Below are 16,393 nucleotides of genomic sequence, written 5' to 3' on the forward strand. Positions count from 1 at the left end.
AGAATGAAAACTGTAAACATGAAAACAGGCACCGACTCATTCGTTGGTGAAGATGGAAAACCAGAAACCAAAGATCAGTATCCGTGGGGTCTGCGCATCACGCTGGATAACGAATCTCTGCAACGTCTCGGCCTGAATGCAAAATCACTGCCAGCGGTAGGTGATAGCGTTTCAGTTATTGCAATGGCTAACGTATGTTCTGTGTCTACCCGCACCACAGATCATGGTGAAGACAACTATGTTGAGCTGCAGATCACCGATATTGGCATGGCTCCACAGAAACGTGATGATGCCAAAGAGCTGAAAGATGCGTTCTACCCAGGCGGGGAGGATGATTAATGGCCTCCGTTATCGAGATCTGCAACCGCGCGCTGAGCAATATCGGTAACAGCCGCAGCATTAACAGTCTGAATGAAGCCAGTAAAGAGGCAGGGCAGTGCTCCCTGCATTTTGATGCGTGTCGCGATGCTGCTCTTGCTGACTTCGACTGGAACTTTGCTACCAAACGCGTTGCGCTGGCTGATACCAATAACCCGCCTCCTGACTGGCAGTATGCTTACCAGTACCCATCTGATTGCGTGCGCATAACAGAGATCATGCCTCCCGGCCTACGCAATCCTACGGCTGCGCAGCGCATTGAATATGTTGTCGGTTCCAATGATGACCTGACAGGTAAGCTCATTTACACCGATCAGCCGAAAGCGTGGTTGAAGTACGTGGCGCGGGTTACTGACGTCAATATGTATGACGCCATTTTTATGGAGGCGCTTTCATGGCGTCTGGCTGCAGCCATCAATATGGCGCTGACCGGTAGCGCAGATCTCGGTAACAACGCACTGACTATGTACAACCGCGTTATCCTGAGCGCTGGCTCACACAGCCAGAACGAATCACAGGAGCCACAACCACCGGTAGATGAGTTCACAGCAGCGAGGTTGTCATAATGGCTTTTAGCTGGATTCAACCGAGCTTTGCCGGTGGTGAAATTGGTCCGTCACTGTACGGCCGCATTGATATGTCAAAGTATCAGGTGGCGCTTCGCAAGTGCGATAACTTCATTGTTCGTCAGTATGGCGGCGTAGAGAACCGACCCGGTACGCGCTTTGTTGGCCCAGCTAAATATCCAGATCGCAAGTGCCGGTTAATCCCGTTTCAGTTCTCGACCGTCCAGACCTACGCGCTTGAGTTCGGTCATAACTATATGCGCGTCATTAAAGACGGCGCTTATGTTCAGACGACCAGCAATGTGATTTATGAGCTGGCGATGCCATATGCTGATACCGACCTTTTCCGCATAAAATTCACGCAGAGCGCTGACGTTCTGACGCTGGTGCATCCTGCATACCCGCCGAAAGAACTGCGCCGCTACGCGCACGACAACTGGCAGATCGTCGACGTCACCACCAAAAACGGACCGTTCGAAGATATTAACGTTGACGAAACAGTGAAGGTATACGCCAGCGCCAGCACCGGAACCATTACGTTGACGGCAAGTTCTGCCATCTTCGGTGCTGAGCAGGTCGGAAAACTGTTCTATCTCGAGCAGCCTGCTATTGATTCCGTACCGGTATGGGAAACCAGCAAGACCACAGCAATCAACGATGTCCGCCGTGCAGACAGCAACTACTACCGAGCAAATACTGCGGGCAAGACCGGAACACTTCGACCATCTCACACTGAAGGTATGTCGTGGGATGGCTGGGGCGGAACGGGAGATGATGATACCGGTATCCAGTGGGAGTACCTGCACAGCGGTTTTGGCATTGCCAGAATCACAGCAGTGGCAGGTGGTGGGCTGACAGCAACTGCCGATGTGGTTTCATTCATTCCGTCTCAGGTGGTTGGCTCCACTAACGCAAGCTATAAGTGGGCGAAATACGCATGGAACAGCGTTAACGGCTACCCGAGCACCGTTGTTTACTATCAGCAGCGCCTGTACTTTGCCGCTTCTACAGCATACCCGCAAACTATTTGGGCGAGTCGTACCGGCGACTATAAAGATTTTGGAAAGAACAACCCTATTCAGGATGACGATCGGATTATCTACACTTACGCCGGTCGGCAGGTGAATGAGATCCGTCACCTGATTGACGTTGGTAACCTGGTTGCTCTGACATCTGGCGGGGAATATACGATATCCGGGGACCAGAATAAGGTCCTCACTCCGGCGGCGTTCTCGTTCAGCTCCCAGGGGAACAACGGTTCCAGCAACGTACCACCTATCGCCGTGGCAAACATCGCGTTGTTCATCCAGGAGAAGGGAAGCGTGGTCCGTGATCTGGCGTATTCGTTTGATGTTGACGGGTACCAGGGTACGGACCTGACCATACTGGCAAACCACCTTTTCCAGAAGCATAGTATTGTCGACTGGTCATTCTGCATCGTGCCGTACAGCAGCGCGTTCTGCATTCGTGATGACGGTAAATTGCTGGTGCTGACCTATTTACGCGATCAACAAGTTTTCGCATGGGCACCGCAGTCCAGCGCCGGTAAGTACGAAAGCACCTGCTCCATCAGTGAAGGCAGCGAGGATGCTGTTTACTTCGTGGTTAACCGTACCATCAATGGGCAGACAGTTCGTTACATCGAGCGTCTTTCCAGTCGTCTGTTCACCAATGATGAGGACGCGTTCTTTGTCGACTGCGGTCTGAGCTACGACGGGCGCAATACATCATCACGCACAATGACCATCAGCGGTGGCACAGGTGACTGGAGCTATCAGGTTGATTATCCGGTTACTGTCAGTGGTGGAGCGTATTTCGTTAATACCGATGTTGGTGCTCAGATTCAGTTCCCATATACCGGCATGGATCCAGACACCAACGAACCGGTGGCTAAAGAGCTGCGCGGCGATATCATCTCCGTAACCAGCAATACCGCGGTTACCGTCAGATTCAATCGCAACGTTCCGGCGATACTTCGCAATGTGGCCACAACTAACTGGCAAATGGCTCGACAGACGTTCGGTGGCCTGTCGCACCTCGAAGGGCAGACGGTAAACATTCTGTCAGATGCCAGCGTTGAACCACAGAAAACAGTAACTGGTGGTTCCGTCACGCTGGAATCACCAGGCGCAGTGGTGCACATCGGTCTTCCTATCACCGCTGAATTCGAAACGCTGGACATCAATATCAACGGGCAGGAAACGCTGCTGGATAAAAAGCAGGTCATTCCTACTGTAACGATGGTCGTCAATGCCAGCCGTGGAATATGGGCAACAACTCCGGGCGGAACCTGGTATGAATACCCGCAGCGTGAATTTGAGTTCTACGACGATCCTGTTGATGACGCTACCGGAAAGGTTGAAGTAAAACTCGACAGTAACTGGGATAAAAACGGACGCGTTAAGGTTCGCCAGCTCGACCCGCTTCCGCTTTCTGTTCTTGCTGTATTACCTCGCCTTACCGTCGGAGACTTCTGATGATTAACGCTCAGATCGTACCGGCCACCGCAGAGCATATCGAATCAATACTTCCGCATGTCCGCCAGGCTGATATCGATGAGTTTCTGGCAACCAATGGATGGAGTCCGCGGCGCGTGCTGGAAACCGGTCTGCGCACGTCAACATTCTGCTGCGCCGGGCTGATAAACGGTGAGGTGGTGACTGTTTTCGGCGTAGCGCCAGCATCGATGATCGGCGGCAGCGGCATACCATGGCTTGTTGGCACTGACGCGCTGGAGAAATACCAGCGCACCTTCCTTCGCCGCTGTGGAAAAGTGGTCAATGCAATGCTGACTGTTTACCCGTATCTTGAAAATTATGTTGATGCACGTAACCACACTGCACGCATCTGGCTTCACTGGTTGGGATTCACCATCGATGATCCTCAGTTATACGGCATTAAAAACCTACCGTTTCACCGATTCCACATGGAGAGAAAATAATGTGTAGCCCGGCTATCGCTCTCGCTGGCGCCAGTGTCGCATTAAGTGGCGTTTCAGCATACAACCAGTACCAGCAAGGTAAGTATTCGTCTGCTGTAGCCGAGCAAAATGCAGAAGTGGCCACGGCACAGGCACAGGATTCTATCAACCGTGGTAATGCTCAGGCTGATGAGGTTCGTCGTCGTAACCGCCAGGCTGCTGGCACCCAGGCGGCAACCATGGGCGCAACTGGCGCAGATCTTTCCACTGGTGGAGCGCTTGATATCTTTGGCGATACAGCTCAGTTTGGCGCGCTTGATGCGCTGACTACGGTTAATAACGCTCAGCGTGAAGCATATGGCTTTCAGGTTCAGGCTGAAAACTACAAAGCTCAGGCCAACTCAGCACGCAAGCAGGGGAATATGGGGGCATTCACTACACTGCTGACTGCTCCACTTCAGGCATACGGCGCTTACCAGATGGGCGGCGGAACGTGGAATCCATTCAAAACGTCAGTAACCTCTGGGGGCGGAAGTACCCCAATGCTTTCCAATAAAGGTTTCGTTAATAGTAACTCGCAATTTAAATTAGGGGGCTACTGATGCCAGTCGTACCTACAGTCACTGGAAAGGGGGTTCAGTCCCAGGGATTTTCCTCTCCCGGATTCCAGACATTTGAACAACCTAATATTGGCGATGCTCTCGTTGATGCTGGAAGTAAAGCTATCAACGTTTTAGGTCAGGCTAAACAGCGGGCCAATATCGCTCTTTCTCAGGAGGCGAGCTTAAAGCTCAGCCAGGCTGAAGAAGATTTAAAGACCAAGCTATACAGCCTGAAGGGGCAGAATGCTCTTGGTAAAGGACTCGAGTTTACGCAGCAATACGATGAGCAGATCCAATCGCTGTCTGCATCTTTACCTGATGACGCATCTCGCCAGATGTTCATGCAGCAGGCTCAGCAGCAACGCATCCAGTTTCAGGGTAATGTAGGTCGCTATGAGCAGGGGCAGGTTAACGAGTTTGAGAGTAATCAATACGATGCCACCAGACAGCTACAGATTCAGAAAGAGGCTGACTCATGGAACAACCCGCAGGAGGCGGTACTCGCAAAAAATATCCGCACAGTAGCAACAGCAAGATATGGCGCTTCAAGAGGGTGGTCGCAGGAACAGATTCTGGCTGCTATTGAAAAAGATAACCTTGCCGCTACGGAGATGAGAGCGAAGAACTATGCAGTTGATAATCCGCTCGGGTGGATGAATGGCGAATTTTCGGCAGATGATACCGGTGGCCTGGATATGCGCGCTGTCGGTATTGTCGAATCGGGTGGGAAACACCTTGATTCAGATGGTTCGATCATTACATCCTCAGCAGGCGCTCAGGGCCGTTTCCAGTTGATGCCAGAAACAGGTAAAGAATTGGCTGCACGGCGTGGGGTTCAATACAACCCGGCAGATGAAGAGCAGCACACCATGCTGGCATCAGATTACGCTCAGGAGCTGTCAAACAAATATGGTTCTGAATTACTGGCTGGGGCTGCATATAACTGGGGGCAGGGCAATGTTGACAAGCTTATTGAAAAGGTTGGTGATCCAAGAAAAGGCGAGATATCTCAGGCCGACTTCATAAAACAACTACCATCTGAAACGCAGGGATGGATTTCACGGTACCGTAAAAATAAAACCGGTATGGACCCTGTTACAGTTTATCAGATTGATAACCTTGCAAACGCTCAGATTGAGAAGCAGAGAAAGCTGGTTCTTAATGAACTTGAACCACTGCTCAACAACACAATGGCGCAACTCAACAATGGCGAGGTTCCTGATGCAGTTCCTTCGATCCCAGCCATTATGTTTAGTTATGGCGATCAGGGAAAGAAAATGGTATCGCAGCTTGATATTGCCATGGACAATGCAAAAACATTCCAGGCCATTCAGTACCTTTCACCAGAGCAGCAGCAACAGGAACTACTCAAAAAGAAACCTGAGGTTAACGATCCTGATTACGCTTTGAAGCTGGAAGCGTATGGAAAGTTATCTTCTTTGGTTAGCCGGTCAAATGAAACCATACAGGCTCAGCGGGACTCTCGTAGATTCAACGAGGCGCTTTCAATGGGTGAAAAGCTGGACCCTGCAAATAAGTCCATGCAGAAAGCTGCCGACTATACGCAGACAGCTCAGAATTTCAGAATTAACGACGGTTCTACGCATGACGGAGTCGTCCAGATAGTAGCCCAAACCGGCATTATTCCATCGCAGGTTACATCACAGTTGTCTGCTATATCTCGATCTCGTAGTCCTGATGTTGTTAAGCAGGGGGCTGATCTGTTTAACCGCCTGTATGACGCAGATCCTGCTTCTGTCGGTGATATGCCTAAGGATATGCAGGGATTCTATCTTACCGTTAAGCAGCTTACAGATTCTGGTATGGCTCCTGAATCAGCCATTGAACAGGCACAAAACCTGACTTACAACCAGACAGATGCGCTTAAGGCTCAGTTGGCATCTACTCAAAGCACTAAGGAGTATAAAAAAGACCGGGTTAAGGCGATGGACTCCGCCGTCAGCAATATGGCGCAATGGTTCCGCTTGGATCCATCAGCGGATGACCAGACGCCGGAAGCGGCCAGATTCCGTAATGATTATCAGGCGCTGTACGACATTAACTATCGCACCACCGGCGGCAATGCTGATGCGGCGAAGAGTATGACCAACCAGCAGATCGCCAGGACATGGAGCATCAGCGAAGTTAATGGCAGCGCGAAGCTGATGAAGTATGCACCAGAGGCTCTTTACAATTATGGTCCTTCTGGATGGCAGGCTGAGCAATGGAAGTCCGAGAAAGAGCAACTGATGTATGGCGATCGCAAAGACCAGATCGTAACTAGCCCAACACAGTTGGGTATTACTTCTGGTTCCGCTGGGCCCGTAACTACTAAAACTCCGGAGTCGCGCATTGGTGGTGAGCTTGAGATCACCCCAGATGTGCTGACGCCACAAGGGTTAGGCTACGCAATAATGGTCCGCACGAAAGATAAAGACGGCATTGAGACTGTCCAGCCACTATACGATAAATATGGTCAGGTTAGCCGATGGACGCCATCACTTGAGGACTGGGAACCGTATAAAAAATCTCAAATAGAGAGAGAGCAAAAAAACCAAGAGGAAATGCTTCGAGGTCAAGAAATTCGCGGATTTAAAGACAAACACCGTGCGATTGATGAACAGTATCGCAGGTTCCACGATGACCGTGTTAATCGCTTCAAAAACTACTTCTCATGGAGTAACGACTAATGCCAGTTTTCTCTTTGCCAGAAAAGTACTCCAATGGTTACACGCCTGGCGGTTCGATCCTACCTCCACCAACTGGGTTTGATGTCCCGTTGCCTGAAGGAACCAACCCTGAGCCGCAACAGCCAGAGCCATCTGTATGGGGCGCGGCATTCCGACAAAATAACTTGCTGGCCGAGATGTTCCGACCAGTGAAACAGTTTGAGCCAGTCGAGGGATATAACCCATACACAGACAAAAGCGAGATTCATGGATATGAGCAATGGGGATCTGCTTTTGCTGATTCCCGCTCGCCGGAAGAAACTGCCTGGCTGAAACAGCAGATTGACGACGAAAACGAAGACCGACGGGTACTTTCAGAAGCTGGTGGTGAAGGTGTTCTTGCCAGTATTGCAGCAGGAGTGGTCGATCCTGTCACTGTCGCTTCGATGTTTATCCCTGGCGCACAGGGCGGCGCAGTGGCCCGCATAGCATCACAGGCAGCAATCGGCGCGGCAGCAACAGCGGCCAGCGAGATTGCGCTGAATAATCAGCAGATAACCCGAACTTGGGGGGAAAGCGCGGCACACGTCGCCGCCGGTGCGTTGATGAGCGGCGTATTTGCAGCAGCAGGCTCCGCGCTCTCACCATCTGTTCGCACTTCTGCAACGCGCGAAGTGGCTGATGCACTCGATAACATGAGCGTTACAAACCCAGTAGACGTGGCAGCATCATCTGCACATCCTGACGGTGGGAGTGTGGGGGCGGCGCGGATCAATGAAGCGACACTAGAAGATTTAACACCAGCAGGCGGAGCTGTCAGTAATGTAGCGCGCAAGGCTGGCAGTTATCTGACTCCGTTTACCCGCCTGATGGAGTCACCGTCGAAAACATCCCGCCGAACTGCTCTGGAGTTGGCTGAGAATAACTACACCTTGCAGGGTAACGCCCGCGGCATTGAGACGCCTATTGCAGCGGAAACCCGCGTTCGCGGATGGCGACGGGAAGAGGCTGCGGTCGTAGTAGCGAATAAGCAGGCTTACGGCCAGTATAAAGCCGCTGGTGGCGATCTGAGCTTTTCACAGTTCCGTGAGGAAGTGGGCAACGCAATGCGCAGCGGTGATGTGCATGCCAACCCGGTTGTACAGGAGACAGCGCAGGCAATGCGTTCCGTTGTGAACAGGGTGAAAGTGGCGCAGCAAAAGCTGGGCCTGCTACCATCTGACGATGAGCTTAAAGCCATCGGACAGGAGAGTTATTTCCCTCGCGTTTACAAGGTAGGAAAGATCGCCAACGAACGAGATAAATTTCGTGACATGCTGGTCGACTGGTGGTCACGTGGTGAAAAAACAATGTCCCGAGAAGAGGCAGAGATCGCTGCTGATACCACGATCAATAGAATTACCGGTGCAAAAATACCTCAGGATTTTGCAAACGTCTTTATGGTGAAAGCGGCCGGAAGCACCAGGGCGCGTACATTGAGCGTTCCAGATCGCCTGATGAAAGATTATCTGGAGAGCGACGCTAATTATGTGCTTCAGCGTCATATCCGCGAGGCATCGGCAGAGGTTGAGTTGACGCGCGCATTTGGCAATAAATCACTGGAGAAGCAGCTTAAGGATATTCAGGACGAATATGATGCGTTGATGCGTGAACGTCCTGCTGAACAGGCAAAGCTGGCGAAAGCGCGTGAGAACGATATCCGTGATATCACAGCGCTTCGCGACCGCTTGGCTGGTACCTATGGTATGCCTGACGACCCGTCATCATTTTTCGTGCGCGCCGGCGCGTTCCTGCGTAGCGCTAACTTTGTTACTAAGCTCGGCGGCATGACTGTTTCGGCAATTCCAGATCTAGCGCGTGGTGTGATGGTTAACGGATTTAGTAATACCATGCGCGGTTACTCTTCACTGATTACCAGATCTCCTGCATTCAAGGCCAGCCGATCCGAACAGTTAAAAATGGCCGTCGGGCTGGAAACCATCCTGCACACCCGCGCACGCACAATGGGCGACCTGGTGGATAGTTCTGCACGTACTACGGCAGTGGAAGCTGGCATGGAGCGTGTTACCGATGCGTTCGGAAAGCTCACTATGATGGGCCACTTCGATGATATGAACAAATCAGTAAACGGCATGATCACGTCAGACGGTATTCTCTCCGGTGCTTTTGCAGGTCGTCGTCTGGCGAAGCTCGGAATTAACGACAATATGGCCGCACGTATCCGCAGTGAGTTCGAAAAGCATGGCGAGGTTATCGACGGCTGGCATATTGGTAATTTTGAAAAATGGGACGATCAATACGTTGCTGGTGTCTTCCAGTCGGCGGTACTGAAGGACGTTAACAACACCGTTATCACACCAGGTATCGGTGATACCCCCCTGTGGGCCAGTACGCCGCTGGGTAAGACGATCTTTCAGTTTAAATCTTTCGCTACGGCGTCTTATAACCGCGCAACGCTGGGTGGTCTGCAGGAAGGTACTGGGCAGTTTTATTACGGTACCGCATTTCAGATTGCATTAGGAGCGCTTACATATGCGCTTAAGCAGTCTGCGAATGGTAAAGATGTCGACTGGACACCGCAAAAACTGGTGATTGAAGGCATTGATCGCTCCGGTATTCTCGGTCCGCTGATGGAATACAACAACATGGCGGAGAAGGCCACGGGCGGGATGATTGGACTTGGCGCGCTGCTCGGTACTGGTACACAGTCGAGATACGCCAGCCGTGGATTTATCGGCTCGGCTTTAGGTCCGACGTTTGGCCTGCTCGACACTATTACAGATGTTACCGCTGGTGTGTTAAACGGCGATGCTGGTGACCGGGTGCTGCATAATGTGCGTACACTTCTTCCTGGCAACAATCTGTTCTGGATCGCGCCGTTGATAAACCAAGTAGATCCAGGCATGAAGTAGCGTGACATGTCACAAAGGCCGCCGAAGCGGCCTTAATTTTTTAACGCCCGCCAGGACGAGAATCGGCAGAACGACCACCGCAGCGTGATCCATCCGAAGCTGTATCGCTGTCATGCTGGCAGTTTCCAGCAAAAGCTTGTGTAGCAGAACCCAAAGACAACAGAACAAACAGAACCGCTAATGCTTTTTTCATTTTTTCTTTCCATGTGTAGGCCACTTATACGTGGCCTGAAGATTGTATCTCTGCGCTCAGATTTCAGCCACAAAAAAGCCCGCTATGCGGGCTTAATATGTTGTAATCGATACTGTTTAGCTTGCTCAGTCCATATGGATACCTGTTGCTTGTCTTCAATCAGGTCGTGAGCTTTATCCTTACAATAATCAATTATATAGATATGATGATCATCATCAATATCAACAAAATAGGAATACACAACGTAACTATTACTTGTGCAGGCCCATTGAATTAGTAAATCGTCACCCTCTCCCCAGCAACAACCCTCTTGCCACACATGAGCATGAAAAAGTTCCTCAGCTCTCGCTTCGGTTGGTTTCCTGAAGTACTTATCCCTTCCGATTGTGTCTATGTAAGAAACGTACTCATGCTGTTCAGGTTCAGGAGGGGCAGGTATTTTTCCCTCATCCAAGCAGATGAGTTTGTATTCTTCAAACTCATCTATGGGAAGGCGTACCAAAGGATCTTCAATAATTGCTTCTTTAATCAATTCGGAGCGAACTATTTTATTTCCCATGCTAAACGCTTCTCTTCCATTTTTGCAGCGAGAAGATCGGAAGCAGCGCTCAGTTTCGCCTTATACTCAGGAGAACGACGGATCGATGGTCGACCCGGTCTTTCTTTACCTTTTCTTTTATCAGCTATCTGGACCATACTCACCTCCCTAACCGACTGACTTTTTACCTTTAAGGTAATCTTACGCGAATCTACGTCACATCGCCAATGATTATTTTATAGGCGCGTCCCTGTGCCATCGTCATCAGAACTTACCAGCCATGCTGTTGATGTACTGCGCGTGAGTCTTGAAGCATGGAGCGTTATGTGCACGAGGTTATGTTTATGGTGGTGTATTCGCTTCCTGAAGGATAGAAATATGTATATTGCATTTCTCCACCCAGCCTTACGAAAGAGCGTAATGGGTTGTTTTTAGTGCAAACCGACATCTTGACTTGATCTGACATCCGATCTTTAGCAACACCCTGGGTGATATGATTCTTCTTGGCGTAATAATCCATTTGCTCTTCCGTCATCGAGATTCTGACTTTGGCAACGATTTTGTTAACTGATGAGTCAATAGCATACATGCTCACCCCTTCAGATAACTCCATTGGAAGCATAGGGCCAACCTCTTTCACTATCTGACTTGCCTTTTCGCAAACATTAAAATTAGTTATGTTAGGTGTGCATCTAACATCTGCGAAAGAAAACCCTGAAATCAAAAGCAATATAAATGTTAAATACCTCATGGATCCCCCATGGAACTAACTTTTTCCGCGTTTTTCTAATAGCTTCACAAGCTCTGATCTTAAGAGCACCAATGGTGTCATCGCATCCACGATCGCGATAGTAAGTTTATCAAATTCCTTCTGCCACTCCTCACTGCAGCCATCATCAGGGAGTGATTTCGCCAGCTCCCGGTAACGCTCAACCAGTTCTTTGTGGCTGCCAATGGCGACAGCCGGGGCACCAGAAAGCGCATCCTCAATTATCTGCACGATCTCTGAGTTCATAGATCGCCCGTTGCTTTTGGCTCGCTCAGCGACGGCGTCACGCATACCATCAGGGAAACGTACAGTGAATCGCTCTATAAAAGCATGGTTATCTTTTTCTGTCATTTTCATGCGCCACAAATTTTAATAAAAATACAGTAGCATCATATTGACATCACCAACAATGGCATCATAATGATGTCATGACATCAAAGTGATGCTATCAACCAAAGAGGAAATATCGAAATGCATAAGAACGACGCAAAACTGACCCTTCGTTACCCGCAGCAGGTAAAAGAAGCGTTTAAGAAAATAGCAAAAGAAGAGGGGTTATCGGAGAACTCAGCCTTAGTACAGGCTCTTGTGTGGGCTTTGAAGTTCAGAGAGAAGATGGGTCATGCTCAGTAAAAATAGTGAAGCCCAACGGTGGTCAGACCGTCAGGCTCCGAATTTGTCAGCAACTATCAGGTAAACCGACATGAATACTTTAGCACTGAAGCAAAATCATTGCACCATCAGCGTACCATTCCACGGTACAGATCTGTTTGTTGTAAATCATAACGGCGAACCTTACACCCCGATGAAGCCGATCGTTGAGGGTATGGGAATGGACTGGATGGGGCAGTACACAAAGCTCAAACAGCGATTTGCTAAAGGTATAGAGGAAATCTCTATACCCACCGCAGGAGGCATGCAGAAGATGATTTGCCTCGCCCTCCGTAAACTGAACGGCTGGCTCAATACCATTAGCCCAAACAAGGTTAAGCCAGAAATCCGTGACCGCGTGATCCAGTATCAGGAAGAGTGTGACGATGTGCTCTATGAATACTGGACGAAAGGCCAAGTGGTTAACCCGCGCAAAGCTGTGAAGACTCAACCGGGTAAAATCACCGCCGATCAGCAGTTCGCCATTAAAGAAATGGTTATGTCTCGCGGTCAGGCTCTTCCAAAAGATAAGCAGGCAAAGGCCATTATTACTATGTGGTCTGCGCTAAAATCACACTTCGGAGTTTCATATAAAAATATTGATGCCGGGCAGTTCAATGAAGCCGTTTCCCTCGTAGCCCGAATTCCTCTGGAAGGTGAGTTGATCACTGCAAGAGAATCCCTTCTTGTGGAAGAAAAATTGAGCGCAGAGGTAGTTGCTGCAATCCGTGGCGTAGTAAAAAATAATACGAAGCGGTATGAGGTCGCGCTTAAGCCTGGCTATCATGAACTGATTCATTCACCTGAAGGCGTTGCTGGTCTGACAGAGCATTCACTGTTGATGAACTTGCTTCGCCAAATGGACAAGGATGGGCATGATGTTGAAGGTGCATTCGCGGAACTGACAACTCTCTTTTGTTATGTGAAAGGTGTAAGGCGCTGTATTGGCGACATTACAACGAGTACGCAGTACATTCTTAAACAGGTAAATGAGTTTTAATATTAATAAGGCCGAGAGATCGGCCTTAATTCTGAGGGGAATAAGGTGATGAACGGAAACAATGACCTTTGCTTTAAAGATAATGAGTCAGCATTTGATTATGCATGTAAGTATTGCACAACTGATATTGCTGAAAGACAGGGGCTTATTGCTCTTGTTATTACGGATCAGGAACCAGATGAAGATGGTAACGCAATTTATGCTGTGAAGATTTCTTCTGATGATGGCGGGTTTATAGTGCCAGCTATTTTCATGAAAAATAAATCAGATGTAGGTACATCTCCTTTGATTAAAGGAGACCTTGTTATCTGGGTTCCGTCTCAGTACTCAGACGAAATGGCAAATACTTTAGGCGATAAACGTAAGGGATGGATGGGATATTTAGCCGCAAAGGCGGAGCCTAAATTGAGCCTGTCAGAAGGCTGGTGCATTAAAGAACGTTACATCTAATAAAATGGCCGCTTACGCGGCCTTTTCTTTATGTGGTTTGTTTCCGTAACTGTTCCGCACAGTAATCGAGATGCGTTTGCAGATCCTGCATAGTCATTTGAGAACTTGTGACGTAATTCACAAGCGCAACCAGTTCAGCAAGTGGCCCATCAACATTGAAGCCATCTTTATCGAGTTCCCGCAGCAACTTCATAAGATGCGAGTCCTCCACCAGGGATCTAACGCCTACCGGCGTGTGTATTCTTTCTTCAAATCCTTCTTCCAGCGGATGGTGATACTGCCGTTGCATCTCTTCTTCTCCATGCAATCACTGTATAAACATACAGTAGCAGAAGATATCAGGACTATCCAGCATGAAATGCAAATTACCTGTAAGGTAATAAAATAACTGATTAACACCTAAACGATTCATATAGGGTTTGTTGGGTAATAGAATGATCCAGAGTGCATGCGCGCCGGGCGCAAAAGCAATCTGGAGAAAATAACATGACGGTTTCAACCGAAGTTGACCATAACGACTACATTGGGAACGGGGTCACGACATCATTCCCCTATACCTTCCGAATTTTTCATAAGTCTGATCTGGTGGTGCAGGTTGTTGACCTGAACGAGAACATCACAGAGCTGATTCTTGACACTGATTACACCGTTACGGGTGCTGGTGGGTATTCTGGCGGAAATGTAATGCTGATGACGGCACTTACAAACGGATACCAAATTTCCATTTCGCGTGAGTTGCCAGTGACGCAGGAAACCGATCTCCGCAATCAGGGTAAGTTCTTCGCTGAAGTGCATGAGGATGCTTTTGATAAGTTGACTATGCTGATTCAGCAGGTTCGTAGTTCGTTTAGCCTGTCACTGCGTAAGCCATCATTTGTGGCCAACTATTATGATGCTCTTAACAACTACATCAGAAACCTTAGAGATCCTTCACGGCCACAAGATGCGGCTACAAAGAACTATGTTGATAATGTCGCAAAGACTAACATCGATCGCACATTGCGTGTGCCTGATAACTTTGTCGAACCTCTTCCCCTGCTATCCCAGTTAGAGGGGAGTGTAATTGGTATCGTGAATGGCAGGCCAGTTGGGGTTCCAGTCCCTTCCGGTAGCGCAGCGGATGTCCTGCTGCAATTAGCCAGCGGAGAAGAAGGGAAGGGTGATTCATTAATTGGTGTTAAGCAGCCTTACACAGGTGGAGTATTAAGAAATCAGCACGAAAAAAATAAAGAAAATTTATCTGCATCTGATTTTGGCGCAGCGCTAAACGGTTCGAGTAATGACTCTTCTGCATTCTCATCGGCAAGCGCTACCGGGTTGCCAGTTTTAATTAATGGAGGGGCTAGTGTATATCTTGACGGATATCAAGAGGGTGAATTCCATTCAGACGGTGAAATCACATTTACGCACGGATCAGTATATACTGATTACAATGCAAAAATTACCACCGCCGCTATCGGGAAAATAAAATCAAAAATATGTCGCTCAGAGGCTGTGTCCATTGCCTGTTACGGCGATAGTACAACAGAGGGTGTTGGCAGTTCTAGGGAAGGTGCGAATAAGCAGGTCATTTCTTCCCAAGCTGACTCGCTGATTAAAATTTCGCGGATCTGGGCCGATTTTTTTCCCGCAAACACATCGAATCAGCCTATTTAGGCTATTTTTTCCACCATTTCTGGCGTTATTTCCGGTTTTTACTGAGATCTCTCCCACTGACGTATCATTTGGTCCACCCGAAACAGGTTGGCCAGGGTGAATAACATCGCCAGTTGGTTATCGTTTTTCAGCAGCCCCTTGTATCTGGCTTTCACGAAGCCGAACTGCCGCTTGATGATGCGAAACGGGTGCTCCACCCTGGCACGGATGCTGGCTTTCATGTATTCGATGTTGATGGCCGTTTTGTTCTTGCGCGGATGCTGCTTCAAGGTTTTTACCCTGCCGGGACGCTCGGCGATCAGCCAGTCCACATCCACCTCGGCCAGCTCCTCGCGCTGTGGCGCTCCTTGGTAGCCGGCATCGGCTGAGACAAATTGCTCCTCTCCATGAAGCAGATTACCCAGCTGATTGAGGTCATGCTCGTTGGCCGCGGTGGTGACCAGGCTGTGGGTCAGGCCACTCTTGGCATCGACACCAATGTGGGCCTTCATGCCAAAGTGCCACTGATTGCCTTTCTTGGTCTGATGCATCTCCGGATCGCGTTGCTGCTCTTTGTTCTTGGTCGAGCTGGGTGCCTCAATGATGGTGGCATCCACCAAAGTGCCTTGGGTCATCATGACGCCTGCTTCGGCCAGCCAGCGATTGATGGTCTTGAACAATTGACGGGCCAGTTGATGCTGCTCGAGCAGGTGGCGGAAATTCATGATGGTGGTGCGATCCGGCAGGGCGCTATCCAGGGATAATCGGGCAAACAGGCGCATGGAGGCGATTTCGTACAGGGCATCTTCCATGGCACCGTCGCTCAGGTTGTACCAATGCTGCATGCAGTGAATACGCAGCATGGTCTCCAGCGGATAGGGCCGTCGGCCATTGCCCGCCTTGGGATAAAACGGCTCGATGACAGCGGTCATATTCTGCCATGGCAGAATCTGCTCCATGCGGGAGAGGAAAATCTCTTTTCGGGTCTGACGGCGCTTAGTGCTGAATTCACTATCGGCGAAGGTGAGTTGATGGCTCATGATGTCCCTCTGGGATGCGCTCCGGATGAATATGATGATCTCATATCAGGAACTTGTTCGCACCTTCCCT

17 protein-coding genes and 1 pseudogene are annotated in these 16,393 nt (G+C 49.5%); 11 read left to right on the top strand and 7 right to left on the bottom strand.

What is annotated here, in order from left to right:
• Positions 1–3 precede the first annotated feature (3 nt).
• From gp10 to OGV85_RS03965, 7 genes are read left to right on the top strand one after another with little or no spacing between them, the layout of a single operon-like run.
• Positions 4–339: a capsid staple protein gene (gene gp10 / locus OGV85_RS03935; RefSeq protein WP_063150705.1), complete on the top strand. Its 336-nt coding sequence runs from the start codon at positions 4–6 to the stop codon at positions 337–339.
• On the top strand, positions 339–944 hold the full coding sequence (locus OGV85_RS03940; protein ID WP_286553085.1) for a phage connector family protein: 606 nt from the start codon (positions 339–341) through the stop codon (positions 942–944). Before gp10 ends, OGV85_RS03940 begins: the two co-directional genes overlap by 1 nt.
• A complete protein-coding gene (locus OGV85_RS03945) occupies positions 944–3,421 on the top strand; it encodes a phage tail protein (protein ID WP_286553087.1) in 2,478 nt (825 codons plus the stop codon). The genes OGV85_RS03940 and OGV85_RS03945 overlap by 1 nt, the downstream gene beginning before the upstream one ends.
• Positions 3,421–3,885, top strand: coding sequence for a hypothetical protein (locus OGV85_RS03950; protein ID WP_286553090.1), 465 nt, complete (start codon positions 3,421–3,423; stop codon positions 3,883–3,885). The genes OGV85_RS03945 and OGV85_RS03950 overlap by 1 nt, the downstream gene beginning before the upstream one ends.
• Positions 3,885–4,466 (top strand): virion core protein, T7 gp14 family, encoded by a 582-nt coding sequence (locus OGV85_RS03955; RefSeq protein ID WP_286553092.1) that lies wholly within the window; start codon positions 3,885–3,887, stop codon positions 4,464–4,466. The genes OGV85_RS03950 and OGV85_RS03955 overlap by 1 nt, the downstream gene beginning before the upstream one ends.
• Positions 4,466–7,156: a transglycosylase SLT domain-containing protein gene (locus OGV85_RS03960; protein ID WP_003037881.1), complete on the top strand. Its 2,691-nt coding sequence runs from the start codon at positions 4,466–4,468 to the stop codon at positions 7,154–7,156. The genes OGV85_RS03955 and OGV85_RS03960 overlap by 1 nt, the downstream gene beginning before the upstream one ends.
• Positions 7,156–10,047, top strand: a complete 2,892-nt coding sequence (locus OGV85_RS03965; RefSeq protein WP_286553094.1) for a hypothetical protein — start codon at positions 7,156–7,158, stop codon at positions 10,045–10,047. The genes OGV85_RS03960 and OGV85_RS03965 overlap by 1 nt, the downstream gene beginning before the upstream one ends.
• Positions 10,048–10,087: 40 nt before the next feature.
• Here the strand turns inward: OGV85_RS03965 and OGV85_RS03970 are convergent, their stop codons facing one another.
• The 5 genes from OGV85_RS03970 to OGV85_RS03990 form a co-directional block, all read right to left on the bottom strand.
• Positions 10,088–10,240: a hypothetical protein gene (locus OGV85_RS03970; RefSeq protein ID WP_003838319.1), complete on the bottom strand. Its 153-nt coding sequence runs from the start codon at positions 10,238–10,240 to the stop codon at positions 10,088–10,090.
• 82 nt (positions 10,241–10,322) lie between these two features.
• Positions 10,323–10,799: a type II toxin-antitoxin system YafO family toxin gene (locus OGV85_RS03975; RefSeq protein ID WP_003838321.1), complete on the bottom strand. Its 477-nt coding sequence runs from the start codon at positions 10,797–10,799 to the stop codon at positions 10,323–10,325.
• Complete coding sequence (locus OGV85_RS03980; RefSeq protein WP_164091709.1) at positions 10,784–10,936, bottom strand: hypothetical protein; 153 nt, start codon at positions 10,934–10,936, stop codon at positions 10,784–10,786. The genes OGV85_RS03975 and OGV85_RS03980 overlap by 16 nt, the downstream gene beginning before the upstream one ends.
• Before the next feature lie 164 nt (positions 10,937–11,100).
• Positions 11,101–11,529: a hypothetical protein gene (locus tag OGV85_RS03985; RefSeq protein WP_181522736.1), complete on the bottom strand. Its 429-nt coding sequence runs from the start codon at positions 11,527–11,529 to the stop codon at positions 11,101–11,103.
• A gap of 15 nt (positions 11,530–11,544) precedes the next feature.
• Positions 11,545–11,898 carry an Arc family DNA-binding protein gene (locus OGV85_RS03990; protein ID WP_181522737.1) on the bottom strand — a complete coding sequence of 118 codons (354 nt, stop codon included), beginning with the start codon at positions 11,896–11,898 and terminating at the stop codon, positions 11,545–11,547.
• A 120-nt stretch (positions 11,899–12,018) separates the two neighbouring features.
• Between OGV85_RS03990 and OGV85_RS03995 the strand changes: the two genes are divergently transcribed.
• The 3 genes from OGV85_RS03995 (at position 12,019) to OGV85_RS04005 (ending at position 13,648) form a co-directional block, all read left to right on the top strand.
• Positions 12,019–12,180 (top strand): Arc family DNA-binding protein, encoded by a 162-nt coding sequence (locus OGV85_RS03995; RefSeq protein WP_181522738.1) that lies wholly within the window; start codon positions 12,019–12,021, stop codon positions 12,178–12,180.
• A gap of 70 nt (positions 12,181–12,250) precedes the next feature.
• Positions 12,251–13,198 carry a phage antirepressor N-terminal domain-containing protein gene (locus tag OGV85_RS04000; RefSeq protein WP_181522739.1) on the top strand — a complete coding sequence of 316 codons (948 nt, stop codon included), beginning with the start codon at positions 12,251–12,253 and terminating at the stop codon, positions 13,196–13,198.
• A gap of 48 nt (positions 13,199–13,246) precedes the next feature.
• Positions 13,247–13,648 (top strand): hypothetical protein, encoded by a 402-nt coding sequence (locus tag OGV85_RS04005; protein WP_181522811.1) that lies wholly within the window; start codon positions 13,247–13,249, stop codon positions 13,646–13,648.
• A gap of 28 nt (positions 13,649–13,676) precedes the next feature.
• On the opposite strand, the gene OGV85_RS04010 is transcribed toward OGV85_RS04005, so the two are convergent.
• Positions 13,677–13,937 carry a hypothetical protein gene (locus OGV85_RS04010; RefSeq protein ID WP_003847193.1) on the bottom strand — a complete coding sequence of 87 codons (261 nt, stop codon included), beginning with the start codon at positions 13,935–13,937 and terminating at the stop codon, positions 13,677–13,679.
• 197 nt (positions 13,938–14,134) lie between these two features.
• On the opposite strand from OGV85_RS04010, the pseudogene OGV85_RS04015 reads away from it, so the two are divergent.
• Positions 14,135–14,617, top strand: a pseudogene (locus OGV85_RS04015) (phage tail protein); the annotation flags it as partial.
• A 725-nt stretch (positions 14,618–15,342) separates the two neighbouring features.
• On the opposite strand, the gene OGV85_RS04020 reads toward OGV85_RS04015, so the two are convergent.
• Complete coding sequence (locus tag OGV85_RS04020; protein WP_000019450.1) at positions 15,343–16,323, bottom strand: IS5-like element ISKpn26 family transposase; 981 nt, start codon at positions 16,321–16,323, stop codon at positions 15,343–15,345.
• Positions 16,324–16,393: the final 70 nt, after the last annotated feature.

Source organism: Citrobacter sp. Cf132, from assembly GCF_030333885.1.
Lineage (GTDB): Bacteria > Pseudomonadota > Gammaproteobacteria > Enterobacterales > Enterobacteriaceae > Citrobacter > Citrobacter freundii.

What these genes read in the sequence shown, in the direction of transcription:
- OGV85_RS04005 (WP_181522811.1), top strand. Translation starts at nt 13,247, where the DNA reads ATGAACGGAAACAATGACCTTTGCTTTAAAGATAATGAGTCAGCATTT.
- OGV85_RS03975 (WP_003838321.1), bottom strand. Translation starts at nt 10,799, where the DNA reads ATGGGAAATAAAATAGTTCGCTCCGAATTGATTAAAGAAGCAATTATT.
- OGV85_RS03955 (WP_286553092.1), top strand. Translation starts at nt 3,885, where the DNA reads ATGTGTAGCCCGGCTATCGCTCTCGCTGGCGCCAGTGTCGCATTAAGT.
- OGV85_RS03945 (WP_286553087.1), top strand. Translation starts at nt 944, where the DNA reads ATGGCTTTTAGCTGGATTCAACCGAGCTTTGCCGGTGGTGAAATTGGT.
- OGV85_RS04010 (WP_003847193.1), bottom strand. Translation starts at nt 13,937, where the DNA reads ATGCAACGGCAGTATCACCATCCGCTGGAAGAAGGATTTGAAGAAAGA.
- OGV85_RS03980 (WP_164091709.1), bottom strand. Translation starts at nt 10,936, where the DNA reads ATGGTCCAGATAGCTGATAAAAGAAAAGGTAAAGAAAGACCGGGTCGA.
- OGV85_RS03970 (WP_003838319.1), bottom strand. Translation starts at nt 10,240, where the DNA reads ATGAAAAAAGCATTAGCGGTTCTGTTTGTTCTGTTGTCTTTGGGTTCT.
- OGV85_RS03990 (WP_181522737.1), bottom strand. Translation starts at nt 11,898, where the DNA reads ATGACAGAAAAAGATAACCATGCTTTTATAGAGCGATTCACTGTACGT.
- gp10 (WP_063150705.1), top strand. Translation starts at nt 4, where the DNA reads ATGAAAACTGTAAACATGAAAACAGGCACCGACTCATTCGTTGGTGAA.
- OGV85_RS04000 (WP_181522739.1), top strand. Translation starts at nt 12,251, where the DNA reads ATGAATACTTTAGCACTGAAGCAAAATCATTGCACCATCAGCGTACCA.
- OGV85_RS03940 (WP_286553085.1), top strand. Translation starts at nt 339, where the DNA reads ATGGCCTCCGTTATCGAGATCTGCAACCGCGCGCTGAGCAATATCGGT.
- OGV85_RS03965 (WP_286553094.1), top strand. Translation starts at nt 7,156, where the DNA reads ATGCCAGTTTTCTCTTTGCCAGAAAAGTACTCCAATGGTTACACGCCT.
- OGV85_RS03995 (WP_181522738.1), top strand. Translation starts at nt 12,019, where the DNA reads ATGCATAAGAACGACGCAAAACTGACCCTTCGTTACCCGCAGCAGGTA.
- OGV85_RS03985 (WP_181522736.1), bottom strand. Translation starts at nt 11,529, where the DNA reads ATGAGGTATTTAACATTTATATTGCTTTTGATTTCAGGGTTTTCTTTC.
- OGV85_RS03960 (WP_003037881.1), top strand. Translation starts at nt 4,466, where the DNA reads ATGCCAGTCGTACCTACAGTCACTGGAAAGGGGGTTCAGTCCCAGGGA.
- OGV85_RS03950 (WP_286553090.1), top strand. Translation starts at nt 3,421, where the DNA reads ATGATTAACGCTCAGATCGTACCGGCCACCGCAGAGCATATCGAATCA.
- OGV85_RS04020 (WP_000019450.1), bottom strand. Translation starts at nt 16,323, where the DNA reads ATGAGCCATCAACTCACCTTCGCCGATAGTGAATTCAGCACTAAGCGC.